This is a genomic window from Virgibacillus sp. Bac330 (assembly GCF_003667845.1).
In the GTDB taxonomy this organism is placed as follows: domain Bacteria; phylum Bacillota; class Bacilli; order Bacillales; family Amphibacillaceae; genus Virgibacillus; species Virgibacillus chiguensis.
Genome location: NZ_CP033048.1, coordinates 58,727 through 79,110, shown reverse-complemented (window position 1 = coordinate 79,110; position 20,384 = coordinate 58,727). Strand labels below are relative to the sequence as shown.

Genomic DNA, 20,384 nt, shown 5'->3' with positions numbered 1-20,384 from the left:
ATCATCGTGCTATAATGAAGAATGTCAAAGAGGTTAGCGCATACATTCGTATAAAATGAGCCTTCCATTAGCGGCGTTTCTTTAATTTCCACTGATTATTATGCGGATTGAGGTGCTGTTACCTCCCTCATAGACTCGTCCAGGTCAAGATTTCCATTTCTTTAAAGTGGACAGTCTTACAGCAACTTTTATCTGGTATAAAGGTTAGCTTATTTTTAATGCTATTGGATTTAAGCCTCTATTCTAGAAGAAATGAAGGTGTGATATTTTTTGTGGAAACGTAATATTGTTTTATGGATTTCGTTAGCGTTAAGTAGTTTATTTGTAGTTGTAGGTGTTGTATTTAATCAATGGTTAGGAGAAAAAGCGGCAATCTTCTTAGATTTTGCAGTCACTTATTTTAATTGGTTTTATTTGCTCGTTGGATCTTCGTTTGTTATCATATGCGGCTTTTTAATTTTTTCAAAATACGGAAATATCAAACTGGGAAAAGATACAGATAAACCAGACTTTAGTACTACCGCTTGGATTTCGATGCTTTTTAGTGCGGGAATGGGGGTAGGACTTGTATTTTGGGGAGTAGCAGAGCCAGTAAAGCATTATTTATTTCCCCCGTATGGGGAAGGTGGAACGATAGAATCTGCAAATAATGCAATGACATATACATTTTTTCATTGGGGGTTGCACCCATGGGCTCTCTTTGGAATCGTAGCATTAAGCTTAGCTTATTTTCATTTTCGAAAAGGGTTACCTTCAGCAATCAGTTCTATTTTCCATCCTATTTTAGGCGACAAAATTCTTACGAACTTAGGAAAAACAATTGATATACTGTCGGTTTTTATTACAGCAGTAGGCATTTCTAGTACGTTTGGTTTAAGTACATTACAAATAGCTAGTGGCATGGAAGCACGATGGGGCATTGAAAATACATTTAGTACACAACTCATGATTATTAGTTTTGCAACCATTATTTTCTTAATTTCTTCCTCGACTGGCGTGAATCGCGGCATCAAATATATATCTAGTTTAAATGTCATTCTATTATTTACTTTGATGCTTTCCGTTCTTCTCATCGGTCCGACAAAACAAATTTTGGAAATTTTTATTAGTTCTACAGGAAATTATCTTGGTAACATCGTTCCAATGGGGCTAAAAATGGAGCCATTTGACCAAGAAGCAAATAATTGGATTGGCTCATGGACGGTATTTTATTGGGCATGGTGGACAACCTGGGCACCTTTTGTTGGTTCATTTATTGCTAGAATTTCTAAAGGAAGAACGATTAAAGAGTTCGTCATCGGTGTATTAGTCGTTCCATCTTTAATTTCTTTCGTCTGGTTCTCGATACTCGGAGGAAGCGCCATTCACTTGATTCATGAGTTTCAAAATACTGCCTTAGCAGATAATATTAATGCTGACGTAAATGCGGCTCTATTTGCTTTTTTTAATGAAATTCCATTAGGTTCTATTTTAAGCGTGTTAGCACTTATACTTATTTTTTCATTTTTTATTACTTCTGCTGATTCAGCAACTTTTGTACTTGGCATGCTAAGTGATAAAGGAAATTTAAATCCATCTAATCGAATTAAAATGACATGGGGAATTATTTCATCTGGATCTGCTATCGTATTTTTATTAGCTGGTGGATTAGATGCCGTAAAAACAATCTCCATTGTAGTAGCTTCACCTTTTACCTTTATTATGTTGTTTATTTGTTACAGCATTATAAAATCATTAAAAAGTGAATTTAAAGTAAAGTAACTGGGAACAAGAGCGAGTTCTGCGTGAGAGCGAGTGATTTTCTGACGGGCAGGAGCGAATTCCGCACTAGATGAGCGAATTTGCGACGAACGGGAGCGAGCTCCACGCGGGGATGAGCGTATTTACGACGGACGGGAGCGAGTTCCGCGCGGGGATGAGCGAATTTACGACGGGCGGGAGCGAGTTCCGCACTAGATGAGCGTATTTACGACGGACGGGAGCGACTCCCACGCGGGGATGAACCAATTTACGACAGACGGGAGCGAGTTCCGCACTAGACGAGCGAATTTGCGACGGACGGGAGCGATCTTCGCGTGGAGATGAGCGTATTTACGACGGACGGGAGCGAGTTCCGCGCGGAGATGAGCGTATTTACGACGGACGGGAGCGAGTTCCGCGCGGGGATGAACCAATTTACGACAGACGGGAGCGAGTTCCGCACTAGACGAGCGAATTTGCGACGGACGGGAGCGATCTTCGCGTGGAGATGAGCGTATTTACGACGGACGGGAGCGAGTTCCGCGCGGAGATGAGCGTATTTACGACGGACGGGAGCGAGTTCCGCGCGGAGATGAGCGTATTTACGACGGACGGGAGCGAGTTTTACGCGGAGGCGAGCGAGCTTTCGACGAGCAAGAGCGACTCCCGCTCGGAAGCGGGAGTTGATACATGCTTATATGCACATTGCATTTAAACCCATTCCTCTACTTTCATCTGCTCCATGCACCAAGAAACTTTCGTTATATCAACATATCCTGTCTGCTCTTCCATTGCGTTTAATACACCCATAGCTAAACCGAATTTAATCAGTTTTTCACCTGAAAGTTGTCTAGATAATCCGGTGGCAAAGCCGGCTATGACAGAATCACCGGAACCAACTGGATTAGCAGCATTAATATTCGGAGAATGTACGCGATATACCTTATCTTTATGTTTTACAACCGCTCCTTGTTCTCCCATCGTAATAACAACCCAGTCAACTCCATCAAATAATGCTGACTGAATAGCTACTCTCACATCTTCTATATCTAGCTTTTCTTCTCCAAGCAGGTCAGCTAGCTCATCTTGGTTTGGCTTAATCAAATAAGGGACTGTATCCCCTTGCAACGAACGTGCTAATAAATCACCTTTGGTATCTAATAACACCGGAATGCCAACTTCATTTGCGATAGCCAACATTTGCTCATAGTAATTTTTCTGTAACCCTTTTGGTAGACTACCAGAAATGGTTATCCAATTTGCTTGTTTCGCTTGCTCACGAAATTGACGTAAAAATTGACTAGCTTCTTCTTGCTGAATAACTGGACCATCCTCTAATAGTTCTGTTTGTTCTCCATTATGAATTATTGCAATACAATTTCTCGTATCCCCTGTAATTAGCATAAATCCATTTTCAATGTTTAATCGTTTTAGTTCGCTGTTAATAAAATCTCCTAAACTACCACCAAGAAAACCTGTAGCACTAACCTTCTCATCAAGCTGACGAATAACCCTTGCTACGTTGAGTCCTTTTCCACCAGCTGTTTTTCTAACATCTGTAACGCGATTTAGTGTATCTATGTTAAAATCTGATAAGCGATATTGAATATCTACGGACGGATTTAAGGTAATCGTCAAAATCAAATTTATTCCTCCTCATTAGGATCTTTTATCAATGCATATCTTTAACACTTAGCCTAACTCGAATCAGTATGTTTTGTAGAGAAACGGACTAATCCCTTTATGGCGAAAGACGCTATCATTTTTCTTATACAATAAGTCTAAGGATATTTTACTTTTATACCTCATGAAAAATGCTACAAAAGCTGTTCTTCGTTTAAGATCGTTTCCATAATAGACCCAACCAGTCCATCTACAGAAATTAGAGGCAAGAGCATAAGTCCTCTTACCTCTATTGCTTCCTTTTATGCTTTGCCTGCACTCATACAAATTTCTATTTTATCTTTTACTGCTGCCTTCATTTTTTCTTTAGCTGGCGTCATATACTTCCTTGGATCTGTTTCATTTGAGTGCTCGATTAAATGCTCACGAAGTCCTTCTGAAAACGGAATCTTAAGTTCTGTAGAAATATTGACCTTCGCACATCCTAAAGCAATACACTTTTGTACATCTGCTTTTGATATTCCAGAGGCCCCGTGGAGAACGATTGGTACTGTCGCTACATCGTTAATTTTTTCAAGCCGTTCAAAATCAAGTTGCGGTTCGGTTTCATACAAGCCATGCCCTGTACCAATTGCTACTGCTAAAGAATCGACACCGGTTCTTTCGATAAATTCCACTACGGTACCTGGGTCCGTATATGCCGCATCTTTCGCTTCAACTACTAGATCATCTTCCTGCCCTACTAATTTACCTAATTCTCCTTCTACTGTTGCTCCATAAGCATGTGCTTTTTCGACTACTTTTTTTGTAATAGCAATATTTTCTTCAAATGTATGATGCGAACCATCAATCATCACCGATTTGGTTCCTAATTCAAGAGATTCCACAATAGATTCATATGTTTCATGATGATCAAGGTGTAAGGCAATTGGAATATCATGCAGCTTGGCTGCTACTTCTGCGATAGCTTGTACATATGCTCTACCAGCGTATTTCATCGTTCCAGGTGTCGCTGCCAAAATGACAGGGGACTTCATTTCTGCTGCTGTTTCTACAACTGTTTGGATCGTTTCTAAATTATGAATATTAAAGGCTGGTACGGCATACCCTTCATTTCTCGCTTTGATAAGCATTTCTTTTGTGTTTTGGACATATCCCATCGTAAAACTCCTCACTTCTCGTTGTTTTTTTGATATTTAATTTCGCCACTAATGACAGTAGCTTGAATATGGCACTGCTCATCTATGACTACATAATCGGCATATTTTCCTGGACGTATGCTTCCTAGTTCTTGTTCACGACCTAAGCTATGAGCGGGACTTAGACTAGCTAAATGCCAAGCTTCATCCCATGTGCGATCAGACCATTGACTCAAGTTTTTAATCGCATCTTTTAAAATTAACGTACTTCCAGCTAAAGAACCGGTTTCTGTCCGCGCAATCCCATTTCGCATTACAACAGGGAATTCGCCTAACTGATAACTTCCATCTGGCATAAGCCCTGCACGCATGCAGTCCGTAATTAGAACAGTACGATCGCCTTTCACTCGCCACGTAAAAGCTGCGACATCAGGATGTACATGATGCCCATCACAAATTAATTCAACAAAAGCTTGTTTAGCCATTAAGGCTGATCCAGCTACTCCCGGATTCCGATGATGAAATCCAGCCATCCCGTTAAATAGATGCACAAATGTATTTGCCCCTGCTTCAATAGCAGTTTTACAGCAGTCATAATCTGCATTGCTGTGGCCAAGGCTTACTTTTACATTTGCTTCCGTTAATGCAGTAATAAATTCTTTAGATCCTTTCCGTTCTGGTGCTAGCGCAATTTTCACGATAGAACCACCCGCAAGCTGTTGCCATTTTGTAAACAGTTCTAAGTCAGGATCACGAAAATAGATAGGATTTTGTGCCCCTTTATGCTTTTCTGTAAAAAAAGGGCCTTCTAAATAAATCCCCTCTGACTGCGCTCCAGACAGCCCTTCCTCCGTCGCCTCCACAATCGCTGCTATAGATTGTTCCAAGTTTTCGGAAGAGGACGTTAATGTCGTTGGTAGAAACCGCGTTACCCCAAGCGGCAACAAAGCTTCTGAAATTTGCTGCACAGCTTCTTTGGTCCCATCCATAATGTCATAGCCATTGACACCATGAATATGTGTATCAAATAACCCAGGGGCGATGGTATAACCGCTCCAATCCACGATATTAGCTTGTGTAGTAAGGCTTTTCTTCCATTCGCCAAAACGTCCATGATCAATAGCAAGATAACCTGGACCTTCCAACCTATCTTCTAATAAAAATTGATCTGCCTTTATATAATATTGCATTCCTTACACTTCCTTTAAATTGGGTACGAATGAACAGGCTATTTTAGAAAAATTCGGTTTATTGATATAGCTTTGTGCGAAAAACGTTGTTGTTTTACTTATGCAATAAACCGTATCGTGTAAAAGCTTTATATGCCGTCCAAATCCTCTTCTTTGTTCTTTTTCGCGATTTCAAACGATTTAATGTTTGTTTGTCCTTCATATAAAGCATGTTGTACGAAATCATCTAGGTTTTGTTCCCTTTGGAATAAACTGCTTAATAGCATTGGCGAATTGGTTCCGCCAATTACCCTTACATTACCTTTTGATGCAGCAATTTTAGAACTTACGTTAAAAGGTGTGCCTCCCGCTAAATCCGCAAAACAAACAACACCACTTCCATATTCAACCTCAGCCATTGCTGCTATTAAATCATGCTCCAATTGTTCTTGACTTTCATGAAAAGGGACTGTTTTTAACCCTTCTACATCTCCTGCAATCAAACGAATAGATTCATACATCCCCTCAGGATACGAACCATGTCCAGTTATTATAATCCCAATCATTGTATGCACCCTTCCCGACTTCCATTTTCATTTATTTCCTTACCTACATAACTCCAAAATAAGATCCGATAAGCCCTACAACGACGGTTAATCCAATTAAAGTAAGCGGTGAACGACCTTTTTTAAGCAGCCAATAAACGAGTAGTGTATAGGCTAAAGGTAAAAGAGCAGGCATGATTTGATCTAATATATCTGTTTGAACATTTAATTCAGATTCACCTTGTGTCCACGTGTAGTCAATTTTAAATGAAACGTACGTAGCTATTAATCCTCCAACAACGGTTAATCCGACAATAGAGGCCGCACGTGAAACATGCTGTGTTCCTTCTTTCAATTTTGCAATTGCTTTTACTCCTGTTTTGTAGCCATAGTTCATTAAACCGAATCTAACTCCAAAATGGATGATATTGAACATGATTAGAAACACAAAGGGGCCAAAAATATTACCATTTACCGCCAGAGAAGCACCGATACTCGCTGTAATAGGTAATAATGTAAGATAGAATAACGCATCCCCTATACCACCTAAAGGTCCCATCGTTGCCACTTTAATTCCACGAATAGCTTCTCTATCTTCCTTCTTTTGCTCCATTGCTAAAATAATACCCATAATAAAAGTGACAAGAAATGGATGCGTATTAAAGAATTCCATATGGTCTTTCATCGATTTACTTAAATCTTTTTTGTTTTTATGAATCGATTTTAAGCCTGGTAATATAGAGTAAAGCCAACCTGCTGCTTGCATACGCTCATAGTTAAATGAAGCTTGTAATAATAAAGATCTCCATGCTAATTTTCTAAGTTCCTTCGTTTGTAAATCCGGAGCAGAAGTTGTATCTTCATAATGATAACTATTAGATGCCATCCGTAATCTCCTCCTCTTTAGGCGCAGGACCTTGTTTATTTTTATTTTGATAAAAATCATATAGCGCTATCGCTAAACCAATTAAAGCGATTGCTAATATTGGTAATTCTAAATATGCCGCAAGAATAAATCCTACGATAAAGAACATAATATACTCTACTTTCATCATAATTCTCAGTAACATTGCAAAACCAATAGCTGGCATAATTCCTCCTGCAATGGATAGGCCATCTATAATCCATTGGGGGACAGTTTCAACAAAGGCAGCTGCTTGTTCTGCTCCGAAATAAATTGGTAAAAATGCGATCAGTGCATTAAAAGAAAATAGAATGGCAATACCTAAATAATTTATCCTGTCTATCCCTTTTGTATTTGCATCTAAAGCAAATTGATCTGCTTTATGCATGACAGGGGCAAATAATGTGAAAAATAATGTAATTAATCCTTGTACCGCGACAGCAAATGGTATTGCTACCCCCACAGCCACTTGTGGATCTTGACCAGCTATCACACCAAAGGCTGTACCAATAACTCCTCCAATAACTACATTTGGAGGTTGGGCTCCTGCAAGCGGAACCATTCCCATCCAAATTAATTCCAACGTACCCCCGACAATTAAACCAGTAGTTACATCACCTAAAATTAAACCGACAACTAAACCGGTAACAACAGGACGGTGCATGTGGGTTAAACCTACATATAAATCAATCCCAATAATACCTGCCCAAATAGCAATTAAAACCGCTTCCATTAACATGTTTGATTCCTCCTTTGTAGCGTAAGTTATTTAAGAAGATCCATAATGTCTTGCCCTTTTTCGTTTGGAACTCCTCTTAAATCAAGCGTTACCCCCATATCATGCAGCTTATTAAATGCTTCAATATCTTTTTCATCAACAGAGACAGTAGAAGAAATTTGCTTTTTCCCTTCTGCATAATGCATATTACCTATATTGATATGGTCTATTGGTACACCGCCTTCTTTTAAAGCTAGTGCATCATGAACATCTTTAACGACGAGAAATATCTTTTGCCTTGGTGAAGCCTTATGGATCACATCAATGGTTTTTTGAATAGAAAAGTACCTTGCCTGAATAACATCTGGCAACACCATATCCATCAAACTCTGTTGCACTTCGTCTTGTGAAACTTTATCATTGGCAACTACGACTAGATTTGCTCCTAAATGGTTAACCCAAGTAACTCCCACCTGGCCATGTATTAAGCGATTATCAATTCTTGTTAACAAAATATTTGGTTTTGTAGTCATTTTTTTCATCCTTTCGATTTGTTTAAATAAAGGTTGAGAAATAAGATTTTTATTTCAATTACTGTAGAAATGCACTGCTATAACAATTTAATTGCTTTTAGGATGCAGTAATACATTTTAAAACACGTACTTTCACTTACGTCCCAACCTCATTTCTTACCATAAAGTAAAACCCTTCAAAAATAGGCATCTATTGCTGTAGCCGATATTTATTTACACGTAACCAGCCTTTCACTATGCGAATGACATAGGATAAATCGTTACGCCTTGCACTACGCGATTGACGGATCCGTCTGGGCTTGGGTTATCTGGCGTAATTCCTAATTGAATCGATTTTTTCAGTGCTAAAACTTGTGCAAATACGACGTATAGTAAAGATAGGTAGAAATCATTTTCTAGTGACTGCTTGCTATTATTAACAGACACTGTCCAGTTTGCATATTGACTTACTTCTTCATTATCCATTTCAGTAAGCGCAACCGTTTTAATGTCCTTTGGTTCTCCGGATAACTCTTTTAATATATCCAAATCATATTTTTGTGTATAAGCATCTTGAGACATAAACAGTACGACGATGGATTTGTCATTCAAAATAGATTTCGGTCCGTGACGGAATCCTAACGAAGACTCGTGAACAGCTACCACTTTACCTGCTGACAGCTCAAGCATTTTTAAAGCTGCTTCATGAGCAAATTTCCCAAGCGAACCAGAGCCTAAATAAACAATCCTGTCCATACTATGCTCTAACACCGCATCTACCGTATTCACAACGCTTTCAATAAATTTCTCTCCATTAGTAATAACCGTCTGTAGCTTCTCACCTGCATTAGTATCTTTAGAAAAAGCCAAATAACAAATGACCATCATACTCGTAAAGCTGCTTGTCATAGCAAACCCTTGATCATGCGCTTCTTCCGGTGTAAGAATCGTTATGCTGTTCTTATCATCTTTTGTGTTGCCTGCCAGCTTCCCTTCTGGATTACATGTAATATTTACTTGATAAAAATGGTCGATCCTATCTGTTGCCAACTTAACCGCAGCCAAACTCTCCGGACTATTCCCTGATCTTGCGAACGATACCAAAATGGTTGGTACTTTCTTGAAGAGATAGTTAGTCGGATTAGAAACGAGATCTGTTGTTGCAATTGCTTCAAATTGCACCTTTCCCTGATCTTGTTTTTGTAATTCAGGAACTAATATGTCACCAGCAAACGCTGACGTTCCGGCACCAGTTAAAATTACTCGCACTTTCTCATGCTTACTATATATAGCATGTAAAAAGTTGTGAATTTCCTCCTTTCTCTCTGCAAATATGTGTAATGCTTTATTCCAAACTTTAGGCTGCTGATAAATTTCTTGAGCCGTATGACCTGCCTTGCCTTTTTCTAATTCTTTCTGAGTTAAGCCAAACATGATGCTCCTCCTTCATTCATCTGGTTATGTTGTCATAACCAGTTGTGTTATGAAATAGCTCTATTAAGTATAATATGAACTCAATAGAGGTTTTTTACGTTAGTTCTACTGTATAATCAAATTTATCGCCTCGTGCTACGCTAATGGTATACTCAATCAGTTGCTCGTGATGATAGGCAAATCGTTTAATTAACATAGCTGGTTGCTGGGTTGGAGCATTTAAATAACCAGCTTCTGTTTCCCGTAATTGGGTTGCTGAAAAACGTTCAATTGCTCTCGTAACATGGACCTGATAATCATGTGAAAAAATATCATACATAGGCTTTTCCATCAATTTTTCTTTTGTTAAATATGGAAACCACTTCTTTGGTAGATAGGATGTTTCATACATAAGTGGTTGTTCATCTGCAAGTCGTAAACGTACGACCTCAAATACTTCATCCAACGGTTCTAACCCCATTTTATTTGCTATCCTAGTATCAATGGCTATCTCTTTAAAAGATAAAACCTTGGTCATCGGCGTCTTTCCCACTTTTTTCATTTCTTCTGTAAAGCTGTACAATTTAACTAAATTTTGTTCAATGGAGCTAGCCGATACAAATGTTCCTTTTCCATGTAACTTATAAATATAACCTTCTCTTTCTAACTCTTGCAGCGCCTGCCTAACCGTAATCCTACTTAATTTATACATATCACACAGTTCACGCTCAGAAGGTAATTTATCATGTTCTTCATACGTCTCTTGTTCGATTTTCTCAATGATTTCGTTCATAAGTTGTAAATATAAAGGCACCTTACTACTTTTGTCCAAGACTTTAAATGCCCTCCTCTCTATGTGGTTATAACCAGTTGTTGATTTTAGTATAAAATAAACTTTACATAATGTAAAGGCTTTTATACGAATAAAATGTACATAGTTGCCACTAGTATAATACAGATACATATCTATTTTTTCACATAATGCGTTGCATACAGCTTTTCCACATAAGGACTTCCTGACTTCGAAAATCGTAACTGTTGTTTTGCTCCTTTTCCCCAAGATTTATATACCGTTTCAGAAGGCTTTAAATCCTGTTCTCGGGCAAACTTTCTTAACGTTTGCAAGATAAATTGCAGTTTGGATAGGTTACCAAGTATCATTCGCTCTAAGTAGGAAACCCTTTTACGCCTCCAATCTTCCACTTGCTTCGGAGTAATTCTTTCCATTTTTATTAATACATCTAGCGGACTAATGTATCCTTTTTCTTGCACTAATTGTGCCGCATAATAGCGAACGCTTTTTTCAATTTTTTGTTTACTCATGTTACCCCCCCTTTTTACAAATGACCACATTTAATAGCATTACGTTTATTTACATCATTAAAGTATACTATATAATAAAGCGAATCTTCCATCCATGGAAATGTTTCAACACCCCTTAGAAAAATTGATAGCTTTGCGCAAATTGCTATTTCATTCTACAACTTTCCTCCCTATATGATATAATCGTATTATATTTTAGAGAGGAGGGATTATAAACATGCAAATGGAAGAAAAGATCATTACGATGCTGGAACAAATCTCTACAAGCATACAAGAACAAGGGGAACGAGTTGGTTCTCTTGAAACACGCTTCGATAACCTCGAGAAGCGTTTTGATAACCTTGAGCAACGATTTGATAATTTGGAATCGCATTTTGATAACCTTGAACAACGTTTTGATAATCTGGAGTCGCGTTTTGATAACCTTGAACAACGTTTCGATAATCTGGAATCACGATTTACTGAGCAAGAACAAAGACTTGATGAACAAGGACAAAGAATTGCAACTATCGAACACAAACTTGATGAACAAGGACAAAGAATTGCAACTATCGAACACAAACTTGATGAACAAGGGCAAAGAATTGCAACTATTGAACAAAGATTGGATGAACATAAAGACATCTTAACCGCACTACGCTCCGGGCAAGAATATTTAAAAGCAGAGATAGACGGAATGCGTATAGAAAATGCAAAAGAGTTTGGTTATGTGAAGAAAGAAATCAGCAACATGCATGTAAATTTTGCTGTACTGAGAGAAGATGTATGGACAAATAAAAAGGACATTTATATGCTAAAACAAGCAAGCTCGACTTAACGATAGACTTGCTTTATTTTTTTCTTGTTAACCCTCTGTTTTTCTCTTCAACAAAGTCCCCAAGACTAATTATCCTATTATTACATGACATCCCCTTTTCAATTGTAAAAGGGGATGTACATATTTATTAGAGATTATATACAGTACTTGGCACAACACGATACGTTGCTTTCTTCATACAAGCCATGTCTGTTTCCTAGCCTAAAACAGAATCAAATATTTCCACCAAAAGCAACGCTACAGCACCCAACACAGTAGCATCTTTCCCAAGTTTCGTTACCTTCACTTCTGTATTTTTTGCCCCTTCTGTCAAAGCATTGTTGTTGACTGTCTTTTTAATAATAGGTAAAAGGAATTCCTCACTTTTCATAACCCCTCCACCTAACACAATCTTTTCTGGGTTAACAATATGTATCACATTGGTTAAGCCAATACCTATAGCAAAGCCTGTTTCTTCTAATACATCTACATACAGCGTATTTCCAGCTTTTGCGAGCTCAAATACACTCTCTGCAGTGAGCTTAAAAGAATGCTCCGCTTCTCGTTCAGCTAATTTTCGCTGTGCGCATCTTACAATTGCTGGACCCGTAGCAAAAGTTTGCAAGCAGCCGCGATTTCCACACTCGCAAATTTCTCCGTTAATGTCGATCGTCATATGACCTATTTCACCAGCAATATCTTTTGCACCATGAAACAATTTTCCATCTGTTACAATCCCAGCGCCCACGCCTCGCCCTAAGTTAACAGTCACCATACTACCTAAGTTACCATGACCACCAAACCATGCTTCACCTAGAGCCATTGCACGCGCATCGTTTTCCACTTTTACCGTCACACGAAACTCTTGTTCTAACGCTTCTTTTATCGGAATATCCGTTAATTTTAAATTGGGGGCATATAAAGATTTCCCTGTAGCTACTTCGACAACACCATGCATCGCTACACCAATACCCATAATTTCTTCCATTTTCACATTCGCATGACGTACCACCTCGTTAATACTCTGTTTCATAACATCTAGAAAGGAGGCCTCTGTAATCGGATTGTTTAACACATATGATATACGTCCTAAAATTGTACCACCCAAATTAGTAACAATTGCATTCATCGTCTCCGGACCAGCATCCACTCCCACCAAATAATAGGCTGTTTTATTAATATAAAGCATCGTAGGTCTTCTCCCACCCATTGAGGTAGCCTTTTTCTGTTCATAAACCATACCTTGCTCTAGTAATTCTTTAACAATACTGCTTACTGTAGGGGGAGTCAGCTCTGTTTCCTTAGCTATTTGTGCCCTAGAAATAGGCTCGCACGTCCTAATTTTATTTAAAATAATTGATTTATTTACTGATTTCATTAACTGAAATGTTCCTCGTTGCATAGCAACCTCCAAAATGATAGCAAAATATTTGTGTGCAACTTATCTCTTGAGAAAAACGTCGTCGTTTTATTTGAATAGCGCAAAAAAATATCAGACTTTTTGAATCTACTGTGAATTATTATACCATTCCCATTGTTAGATGAAAAAGGCTTGGCTTATTGGAAAATATTTCTGATGTTTTCCTAGCAGCGTATGGAACACCGCATTTGGGCTTTGTACCTATATTTCATAATAGATGGTAGTTCTCCTAATGCGAGACGAGGCGGTTTCTTATACGATAGCCCTTATAAAATTATATTTTCCTATACTGTTAGAAAAATTTGGCTTAACGCCAAACCATTATAGCGGAAACTGTGGCTTTTCTTATTACTATAAGCCTTAAAACTTTATACCTTCTTATAGTGTAAAAAGAAAAGACTTGACAGCCCCCAAGCCTGACGTATCTGTTAACAACCTATACACGCTTTGCAAAAGATAAAGCCTCACCTACTTCAATTGCCTATCATTTGGATAACCTTTGCTTAGCACTACTTTTTCCTTTATAATTGACAGCAACAATTCCTATTGCCACTAACCCTAAAGCTGCAATAACATATACATCTAATGTCTCCGCTGGAATAAAGATAGCTGATAAAATGGCTCCAGATACAGGAGTAATAAATTTAAACATGCTTATTTCGCCAGCTTTATTATACTTTAAGATTGAGTACCACAAAGCAAAGGCAGCCGCAGACAATACAGCAGAATATACGAACAACCAAAACCCTAAAGGCGTGAAAGTCATCGCTCCACTTTCTAGCTGTGGTACTCCAAAGATCAACATCAGGCTAGCACCAATTGACAATTGCCAGCCTGTTATGGCAAAGGGATGAATACCAACGGCTAACTCTTTTGCCATTATTGTACCAATCGCCCCTGTTAATGCCGCTAAAATCATATAGCCCTCTCCTGTAAAATGGAAGCTAAGTTGGAACTCTTGCCCCCAATTAGCAACAATAATTCCAGCAAAACCAGCCGCTAAGCCAATCCCTTTTTTCCAATTCATCCGATCATTGCTATAGAAAAAGTGAGCTAATATAACGGTAAAAAATGTACCGCTTGAAACTAAGATCGCCCCTTCCATTCCAGAAACTTTCGCTAACCCGTTATAAAAAAAGAAGTATTGCAGTCCTGTTTGGATAACACCAAATATTGTCAAAAACAGCATTTGCCTTTTCGTTACCATTAATCGCTTTCGATCTACAAGGAAGAGACCAATTAATATGATTAAACCTGCTAGTAAAAAACGCATTCCTGCAAACACAATCTTAGCAATGGTATCATCTGCTGCCATTTGTAACTCATCATAGCTTACTTTCAAAACAGGAAAAGCACTGCCCCATAAGATGGAACAAAAAATAGCAATGCCCACCACAATCCATTTTTTCTCAAAAACACGATTCACTTTATGTCATCTCCTCTATGATCCATTTTCTAGTATTCTTTATGAAAACGCATTTCATCATCTGCATTCCGCGAAAATATTGAATTTAAAATGTGAAGGTACAATACTCTATTATTTAAACATACAGACCTATTGTCAAACATATCGTTTTGTAGTTAGTTAATTAAAATAATTAACTAATGTAAATAAACTATATCACCAAAATTCAACAAGGGGCCTATTTTTAGTGAAAGGAAAAAGGCACTTTGTAATTAAAAATGAGAGGCATCATCATTTACACGGTGGTATAAACAGCTTTAGCCATGTGCTCTGGCATGTTACTACAGAGCAAATAGAAAAAGGATATTCGTGCTATTCTGAAAACCATAGACCTGATGGAGATATTGGTTATCCTGGCAATGTGGAAGTGACGATCAGCTATATTTTGACAAATGAAAATACATTTACGATTATACGACAACAACGGATCAAGCAACTCCTATCGCCTTAACGAATCATAGTTACTTTAATTTGCGAGGAAGTAAAGGAGAAACAGTGAAGCAACATTATGCTAAAATGAGGAGCGATATTTGCTTGGAATGAAATAAAGACCTCATTCCAACAGGGAGGCCCTATTACAAACGCACCTGCGCTTCATTTTCAATCTTACCAGCACCATGTCAGGTTGATTGGTGGTAACGTGTAAACAAATACAAACAACATTTTCTCGTTACCAAGGAGTGTGTTTGAGACACAGGGTTCTCCAGCTGTACTTCGTTACAATCATTTGCCAAGTATTATGTTAGAGCCGAATGAAATGTATCATCAAACAACTACTTTTTCCTTTGGGATAAAGGGTTAAAAGGCTACATGTAGAAAAATTGGCTATCGTCGATGGAGCACCGTCGTTTAATCCATAAAATTTTAAATACCAATGATGCCTTAAGGTTTCAAGCATCATTGGTTGTCTCCTGAAGATAGGTGGTAAAATCTAATACTAGTTATTAAGTATCGCAAACGTTACCCATTTCGTAACATGAGCAATTGGGACCATAATGTCCTACTAAAAATATTTTAAGGACCTTCATTTTTGAAGTAATCTTACTAGATAATTTTATCTACAGTACTTATTTATCTTCATATTTTATTTCATGTCTATGACAAAAATCAATCGCGATTTCCTTTAAACGGTTATGATGATAATCATACCAATCGTCCTCTAGGTCTAATGCGATTATTTTATCTTTAAATCTACGAAAAGCACCCTTTCCTCGTATCGCTGTTAACAATTGCTGTTGGTGTCGCTCATTTTTTACTGCTAGACAAAAATCTTCCATAATGTCGTATTCATCCATATCATATTTACTTGGAATGGTTTGATATTTCTCAAAAGAAAAAACAATATCTTCTGCCAATTTCAACTGTTTTTGTTCCCACGATGGTAAATGATCACCCTTTTCGCCATCTTCTGCCATACTTAAAAACTCTCTCATGATGTACACGATTTCCCCTGTTTCCTTATTCACAAATACATTGGAATCATCAAATTGCATATCCATCTCGTCGATTAATTCGGATAGTTTTAGAGCTTGGCTCATCCTTATTCCCTCTATTCTATAAAATAATTTTTCTCTCTTGTGGGTTCTTCACCCGTTACAGCCTCATGTGTCTTATCGTCACATTTTTATGACGAAAAACGCCATCGTTTTACATCTACTATAAATGCTTGAAATCTACATATTTCCCCATCAAAAAAATTTAAAATGAATTTCTTTCGTCAATAAAGGATCTCACGCAAATCGAGGCAACACGTTATATTTAAGAACCATTTTGTAATAATGCTACAAAATGAGCAATAATTTTTGCGGTTAGCCCCCAAACCACTCTATCCTCGTAATAGTAAAATAATTCCTCCATTTTCGGTGTGCTCCAATTGTAATCTCTTCCCCCCTGAATATCATGATAAGGAAAATCCGCTTCCGGTATCACTTTAAAACTCACTTGATAAGCTTTTGGCTTCGTATCAAGGAAAAAACGTAAAGGTACGGAAAATAGTTCTTCTACCTCTCCAGGGTTAGGATGAATGTTTTCTGTATTCTCAACCGTTCCCGTAAAAGGAAATACAATCCTTCCAAAATCAGATACAATATAGTCTAATGGAATTACATTACGAATTTGCGTTTGCTCTATCCCCAATTCTTCCGATGTTTCCCGTAAGGCACAATGCAACTCATCTTTGTCACTTGGTTCTACTCTCCCACCTGGAAAACAAACATCTCCTGGTTGGCTTCGCATATGCTTCGACCGGACCTCAAAAAGCAAATGGGTTTCATTATTTACTTCTATTAGTGGGATAAGCACTGCATATTCACGAAAATGCTCCCTCCCTAAGATGGTCGGTTTTCGATGTTGCAATCGTTCAATAACTTCCGCTGTGTTCATTATGTCACCCCTAACCACGCTACCTATACTTATTATATAACACTTGTAATTAAGTTGAAATGAAACCAAAACGATTAGGTAGAATGACCCTCAGAGCTTTCCTTATTATTAACAAAGCGAAAGATCCTCTAAAAGAACCATTCTAAAGCGATTAGCAAATCTTACTTATTGTCCATGTTGATGTCGAAAATTATACGATGAACTTCCACATTTTACTATACCTTTATGTATTGTGCATGACTCATATTGGTTAACCGTAAATCCCTTCGTTCAAACTATGATTCATAGAATAAAAAATCCACTTCTTCTAGCTAAATGATGATCGTATATGGACACACGATTCAGCAATGAATATAATCTATTTGTTTTCCAATAATGCTATTTCACTATATCGTCACAAGCTTTGCGAAAACTATATGGACCATTTATGAGGATGCGCTTATAACAAGAACCCTGTAACATAACACACTTCACTTTGTTTAAATCTCAATCCTTTTTCTTCCATTTATAAGTAGTTGTTTATTACATGGTATTGTAAATATGTCGATATTTCCCGGGAAATTGAAAAAACAGGGCTTAAAAAAGACAAATAGTTATGAACGAAACGTGGAATGAAATGATGTGGGGGAGCTTCGATATGAGGCAATGCCTTAGTAGGAAACGGACTTTTACTGGTGCGATTAACCATCTGTAATTACGAATCCCTCAACTTGTTGACCCCCTTTGTTTATTGCATGCATGGTAGAAAAACTTGGCTTATCGCCAAATCTTTATGTCGAAAGAGTTTATGTTAATACGATAAGCCTTGAATTTTTGTTTTCCTATCATGCAAACAGTATAACGAACTCCTTTGAACTATTGGTTCATTTTTTCAGGTAAATCATAAATGGTTGCAATTAAAACATTCAGCTTGCCTTCAATACGATGAAGCAGATAAAAGGTCACTGCCACTGGAAACCCAACTTCGGTTATAAATGCAATCCACATATCCATATGCCATGCCTCCTTCCTTCTAAAGTCTGTCTATTCTAAATAAATATTTGCTAATATACATACCCTGTTATGAACAGCACACGTTTCATACTGGAAAACCACTACTAAAAATTGGTAGCTGGGTAGTTTATACATTTTTTTCACAACACTCGCCTGAAATAAAATTAAAATTCACTTACTAGCATGTTTCTCTTATTCCACTGATTGTTACGTAAATTCATCGGCAATTTACGTGATGTTATTTGCCACTGAGACTCCCCCAGCAATCGCACTTCCAACTCTTAAAGTAAGATTCTTACACCATCTTATATCCAGACTCGCCTTAGAATAAAACGATAGTTTATTTCATGTCATGTGGTAATCTTGAAATGTAAAGCAAACGACCAGCAGATGACTACTGGTCGCATACATGCCTTGCTTATTGTTATTGCATTTCTACTTCTTCAACAATTCTCTCCACGATTCTTGCGCTTTTTTTGGCAACTAAATCTCCTCCACTAGAAGTGAAAGCATTTTGTTGCAAGATTTCATCCATAGCTGCGTTAACAGTTGCAGTATCAACTGGCTCGACTGGTTTATCAATGGAATAATTGACTGTTTTACCATCTTGGTTCGTAAATTTTAATTCCAGCTTCTTCATCTTTTTCCCTCCCTTCCTTTTCGTTTTATTCATTACTCCTCGACAATGTTTGAGCTATCCTTACGCTCAATCGATAGCAATGACAACTGTTGTAAACCAACAATTGCTTGGGCAACTGTATATAGCTGCTCGGGCGTGGCAGTCGTTTTCACATTATTGAAGCTTTTAGCCTTTGTGAGTTGCTTCCCACTATTTCCATCGATACCATTGTCAAATTCCAATCTAAGAGACGAATCCATCAAAGTTGCAATAGCCATGTTATCACCTCCTTCATACCTATAATCGAAAGAAGTAGTTCGGAGGTGGTGAAATGCATCTATGAAACTATCATATTTTGTGCTATGCCACCAATATTCAAGCTATACTATAATAGTTTAATATAACTATAAAAGGGGATAACTTATATACGTAACGACAAATTGTTAGGTGCCACTATGATAGTCTTATTTATCATATTTATTACTGGTTGTAGTAACGATGATGAAAAAGAAAATGAGATAACTGCAGACGATGTAGTTAAAGCATTTTTGAAGAAAATGATTTAGAAGTTAAAGACCCAAGAGAGATGACAAAAGAAGGCATTTATTTTTTTACACTATCTGTTGGAGAAGATTCTGGTGGTAGAATTATGAAATTTGAAAATAGAACAGACTTAGAAGATACAAAAGAATATTACGACTCCATGGCCGAAGAAAGCACTTTGTTATTTTCATGGACAATGGCAAAAGATAATATTTTAGTGCAAATTAATGGTGAACTACCTGAATAGGAGTATAACAAATACAAAGAAGCGTTAGAATCAGTAAAATAGCGTACAACACGATAGCGAAAAGAAAGATAACAAATCTGCTTTTGGTATCGTGTTTTCAAACCATATCTTAGAATTTTCCACAAGGTTTACGGGTATTCCTCACAATATCCTTTATAAAAACTCTTCTATCTCCAATTTATTTCAACAAAAAATTTCATCATGTATTATAATTATTCGTCAATTTATGATATGCTATATTTAGATTTCTTCAACTATTATATTTTTTTTTGATAATACTACTTTTAAAAGCAGTTTACCTTCTTAATTTTGAAGATTTTTAAATCGGAGGTAACCCTTATGGTGAAAGTTATTACTTATGGTACATTTGATCTTATACACCCTGGCCATATTCGTATACTACAACGGGCAAAGCAATATGGCGATTTTTTAATTGTTGGTTTATCAACAGATGCATTTAATCATGCTAAAGGGAAGAGCGCATATCACTCCTATACAGATCGAAAAATAGTTGTTGAAGCAATCCGTTATGTCGACTTAGTAATACCTGAAGTTACTTGGGATCAAAAAATAGATGATATTCAAAGCAATCAAATTGATATTTTTATTATGGGAGATGATTGGAAAGGTTCATTTGACTATTTAAATAAATACTGTAAAGTTATATATTTACCAAGAACAGAGGGAATCTCTTCTTCAAAGATTAAGAATGATTTAAACGGACATTTATAGCTAAACTTCTACTATTACTATCCAGTCACATCATGTTTAGGTAGTTAGCTCTGTTACCTTTCTTACAAGATTGTAATAAATATTTAATTTACGAATGCATC

At 37.3% G+C, this 20,384-nt stretch carries 21 protein-coding genes and 1 pseudogene; 5 read left to right on the top strand and 17 right to left on the bottom strand.

Annotated elements, in window-relative coordinates; genetic code table 11:
• The first annotated feature begins 270 nt into the window (after nt 1-270).
• Entirely contained in the window at nt 271-1,761 is a 1,491-nt protein-coding gene (locus D9780_RS00325) for a BCCT family transporter (RefSeq protein WP_240458751.1), read from the top strand.
• Between the two features lie 690 nt (nt 1,762-2,451).
• Here the strand turns inward: D9780_RS00325 and D9780_RS00315 are convergent.
• The 10 genes from D9780_RS00315 to D9780_RS00270 form a co-directional block, all read right to left on the bottom strand.
• The gene (locus D9780_RS00315; protein WP_121638856.1) at nt 2,452-3,384 is read right to left on the bottom strand and encodes a hexose kinase; all 933 of its coding nucleotides are present in this window, start codon (nt 3,382-3,384) and stop codon (nt 2,452-2,454) included.
• A 281-nt stretch (nt 3,385-3,665) separates the two neighbouring features.
• A complete protein-coding gene (gene gatY / locus D9780_RS00310; protein ID WP_121638855.1) occupies nt 3,666-4,523 on the bottom strand; it encodes a tagatose-bisphosphate aldolase subunit GatY in 858 nt (285 codons plus the stop codon).
• 11 nt (nt 4,524-4,534) lie between these two features.
• Complete coding sequence (nagA, locus tag D9780_RS00305; protein ID WP_121638854.1) at nt 4,535-5,692, bottom strand: N-acetylglucosamine-6-phosphate deacetylase; 1,158 nt, start codon at nt 5,690-5,692, stop codon at nt 4,535-4,537.
• Nucleotides 5,693-5,820: 128 nt separating this feature from the next.
• A complete protein-coding gene (locus D9780_RS00300) occupies nt 5,821-6,237 on the bottom strand; it encodes a PTS sugar transporter subunit IIA (protein ID WP_121638853.1) in 417 nt (138 codons plus the stop codon).
• 43 nt (nt 6,238-6,280) lie between these two features.
• Complete coding sequence (locus tag D9780_RS00295) at nt 6,281-7,102, bottom strand: PTS system mannose/fructose/sorbose family transporter subunit IID (protein ID WP_121638852.1); 822 nt, start codon at nt 7,100-7,102, stop codon at nt 6,281-6,283.
• A complete protein-coding gene (gene agaW, locus D9780_RS00290; RefSeq protein WP_121638851.1) occupies nt 7,092-7,859 on the bottom strand; it encodes a PTS N-acetylgalactosamine transporter subunit IIC in 768 nt (255 codons plus the stop codon). Before agaW ends, D9780_RS00295 begins: the two co-directional genes overlap by 11 nt.
• Before the next feature lie 26 nt (nt 7,860-7,885).
• Nucleotides 7,886-8,371: a PTS N-acetylgalactosamine transporter subunit IIB gene (gene agaV / locus D9780_RS00285; protein WP_101932810.1), complete on the bottom strand. Its 486-nt coding sequence runs from the start codon at nt 8,369-8,371 to the stop codon at nt 7,886-7,888.
• Between the two features lie 234 nt (nt 8,372-8,605).
• Nucleotides 8,606-9,784 (bottom strand): SIS domain-containing protein, encoded by a 1,179-nt coding sequence (locus tag D9780_RS00280; protein ID WP_121638850.1) that lies wholly within the window; start codon nt 9,782-9,784, stop codon nt 8,606-8,608.
• 94 nt (nt 9,785-9,878) lie between these two features.
• Complete coding sequence (locus D9780_RS00275; protein ID WP_240458750.1) at nt 9,879-10,595, bottom strand: GntR family transcriptional regulator; 717 nt, start codon at nt 10,593-10,595, stop codon at nt 9,879-9,881.
• Nucleotides 10,596-10,729: 134 nt separating this feature from the next.
• Entirely contained in the window at nt 10,730-11,086 is a 357-nt protein-coding gene (locus D9780_RS00270) for a hypothetical protein (RefSeq protein WP_121638848.1), read from the bottom strand.
• A gap of 217 nt (nt 11,087-11,303) precedes the next feature.
• Here D9780_RS00270 and D9780_RS00265 point away from each other — a divergent pair, with 217 nt between their 5' ends.
• On the top strand, nt 11,304-11,903 hold the full coding sequence (locus tag D9780_RS00265) for an exodeoxyribonuclease VII large subunit (protein ID WP_121638847.1): 600 nt from the start codon (nt 11,304-11,306) through the stop codon (nt 11,901-11,903).
• A 196-nt stretch (nt 11,904-12,099) separates the two neighbouring features.
• On the opposite strand, the gene D9780_RS00260 is transcribed toward D9780_RS00265, so the two are convergent.
• The gene (locus D9780_RS00260) at nt 12,100-13,284 is read right to left on the bottom strand and encodes an ROK family transcriptional regulator (protein WP_121638846.1); all 1,185 of its coding nucleotides are present in this window, start codon (nt 13,282-13,284) and stop codon (nt 12,100-12,102) included.
• Between the two features lie 502 nt (nt 13,285-13,786).
• Nucleotides 13,787-14,728 (bottom strand): DMT family transporter, encoded by a 942-nt coding sequence (locus D9780_RS00255; RefSeq protein WP_121638845.1) that lies wholly within the window; start codon nt 14,726-14,728, stop codon nt 13,787-13,789.
• Nucleotides 14,729-14,954: 226 nt separating this feature from the next.
• Here D9780_RS00255 and D9780_RS00250 point away from each other — a divergent pair.
• Nucleotides 14,955-15,310, top strand: a pseudogene (locus tag D9780_RS00250) (hypothetical protein).
• A 524-nt stretch (nt 15,311-15,834) separates the two neighbouring features.
• On the opposite strand, the gene D9780_RS00240 reads toward D9780_RS00250, so the two are convergent.
• The 5 genes from D9780_RS00240 to D9780_RS00220 form a co-directional block, all read right to left on the bottom strand.
• Complete coding sequence (locus D9780_RS00240) at nt 15,835-16,305, bottom strand: UPF0158 family protein (protein WP_073009530.1); 471 nt, start codon at nt 16,303-16,305, stop codon at nt 15,835-15,837.
• A gap of 220 nt (nt 16,306-16,525) precedes the next feature.
• Nucleotides 16,526-17,149, bottom strand: coding sequence for an NUDIX hydrolase (locus D9780_RS00235; protein ID WP_121638844.1), 624 nt, complete (start codon nt 17,147-17,149; stop codon nt 16,526-16,528).
• An 855-nt stretch (nt 17,150-18,004) separates the two neighbouring features.
• The gene (locus D9780_RS00230; RefSeq protein ID WP_121638843.1) at nt 18,005-18,142 is read right to left on the bottom strand and encodes a YvrJ family protein; all 138 of its coding nucleotides are present in this window, start codon (nt 18,140-18,142) and stop codon (nt 18,005-18,007) included.
• A gap of 424 nt (nt 18,143-18,566) precedes the next feature.
• The gene (locus tag D9780_RS00225) at nt 18,567-18,782 is read right to left on the bottom strand and encodes a DUF2922 domain-containing protein (RefSeq protein ID WP_073009521.1); all 216 of its coding nucleotides are present in this window, start codon (nt 18,780-18,782) and stop codon (nt 18,567-18,569) included.
• Between the two features lie 32 nt (nt 18,783-18,814).
• Nucleotides 18,815-19,039 carry a DUF1659 domain-containing protein gene (locus D9780_RS00220; RefSeq protein WP_073009518.1) on the bottom strand — a complete coding sequence of 75 codons (225 nt, stop codon included), beginning with the start codon at nt 19,037-19,039 and terminating at the stop codon, nt 18,815-18,817.
• A gap of 308 nt (nt 19,040-19,347) precedes the next feature.
• Between D9780_RS00220 and D9780_RS00215 the strand changes: the two genes are divergently transcribed.
• Nucleotides 19,348-19,551 carry a hypothetical protein gene (locus D9780_RS00215; RefSeq protein WP_121638842.1) on the top strand — a complete coding sequence of 68 codons (204 nt, stop codon included), beginning with the start codon at nt 19,348-19,350 and terminating at the stop codon, nt 19,549-19,551.
• A 339-nt stretch (nt 19,552-19,890) separates the two neighbouring features.
• Nucleotides 19,891-20,283: a glycerol-3-phosphate cytidylyltransferase gene (tagD, locus tag D9780_RS00210; RefSeq protein WP_121638841.1), complete on the top strand. Its 393-nt coding sequence runs from the start codon at nt 19,891-19,893 to the stop codon at nt 20,281-20,283.
• Nucleotides 20,284-20,384 lie beyond the last annotated feature (101 nt).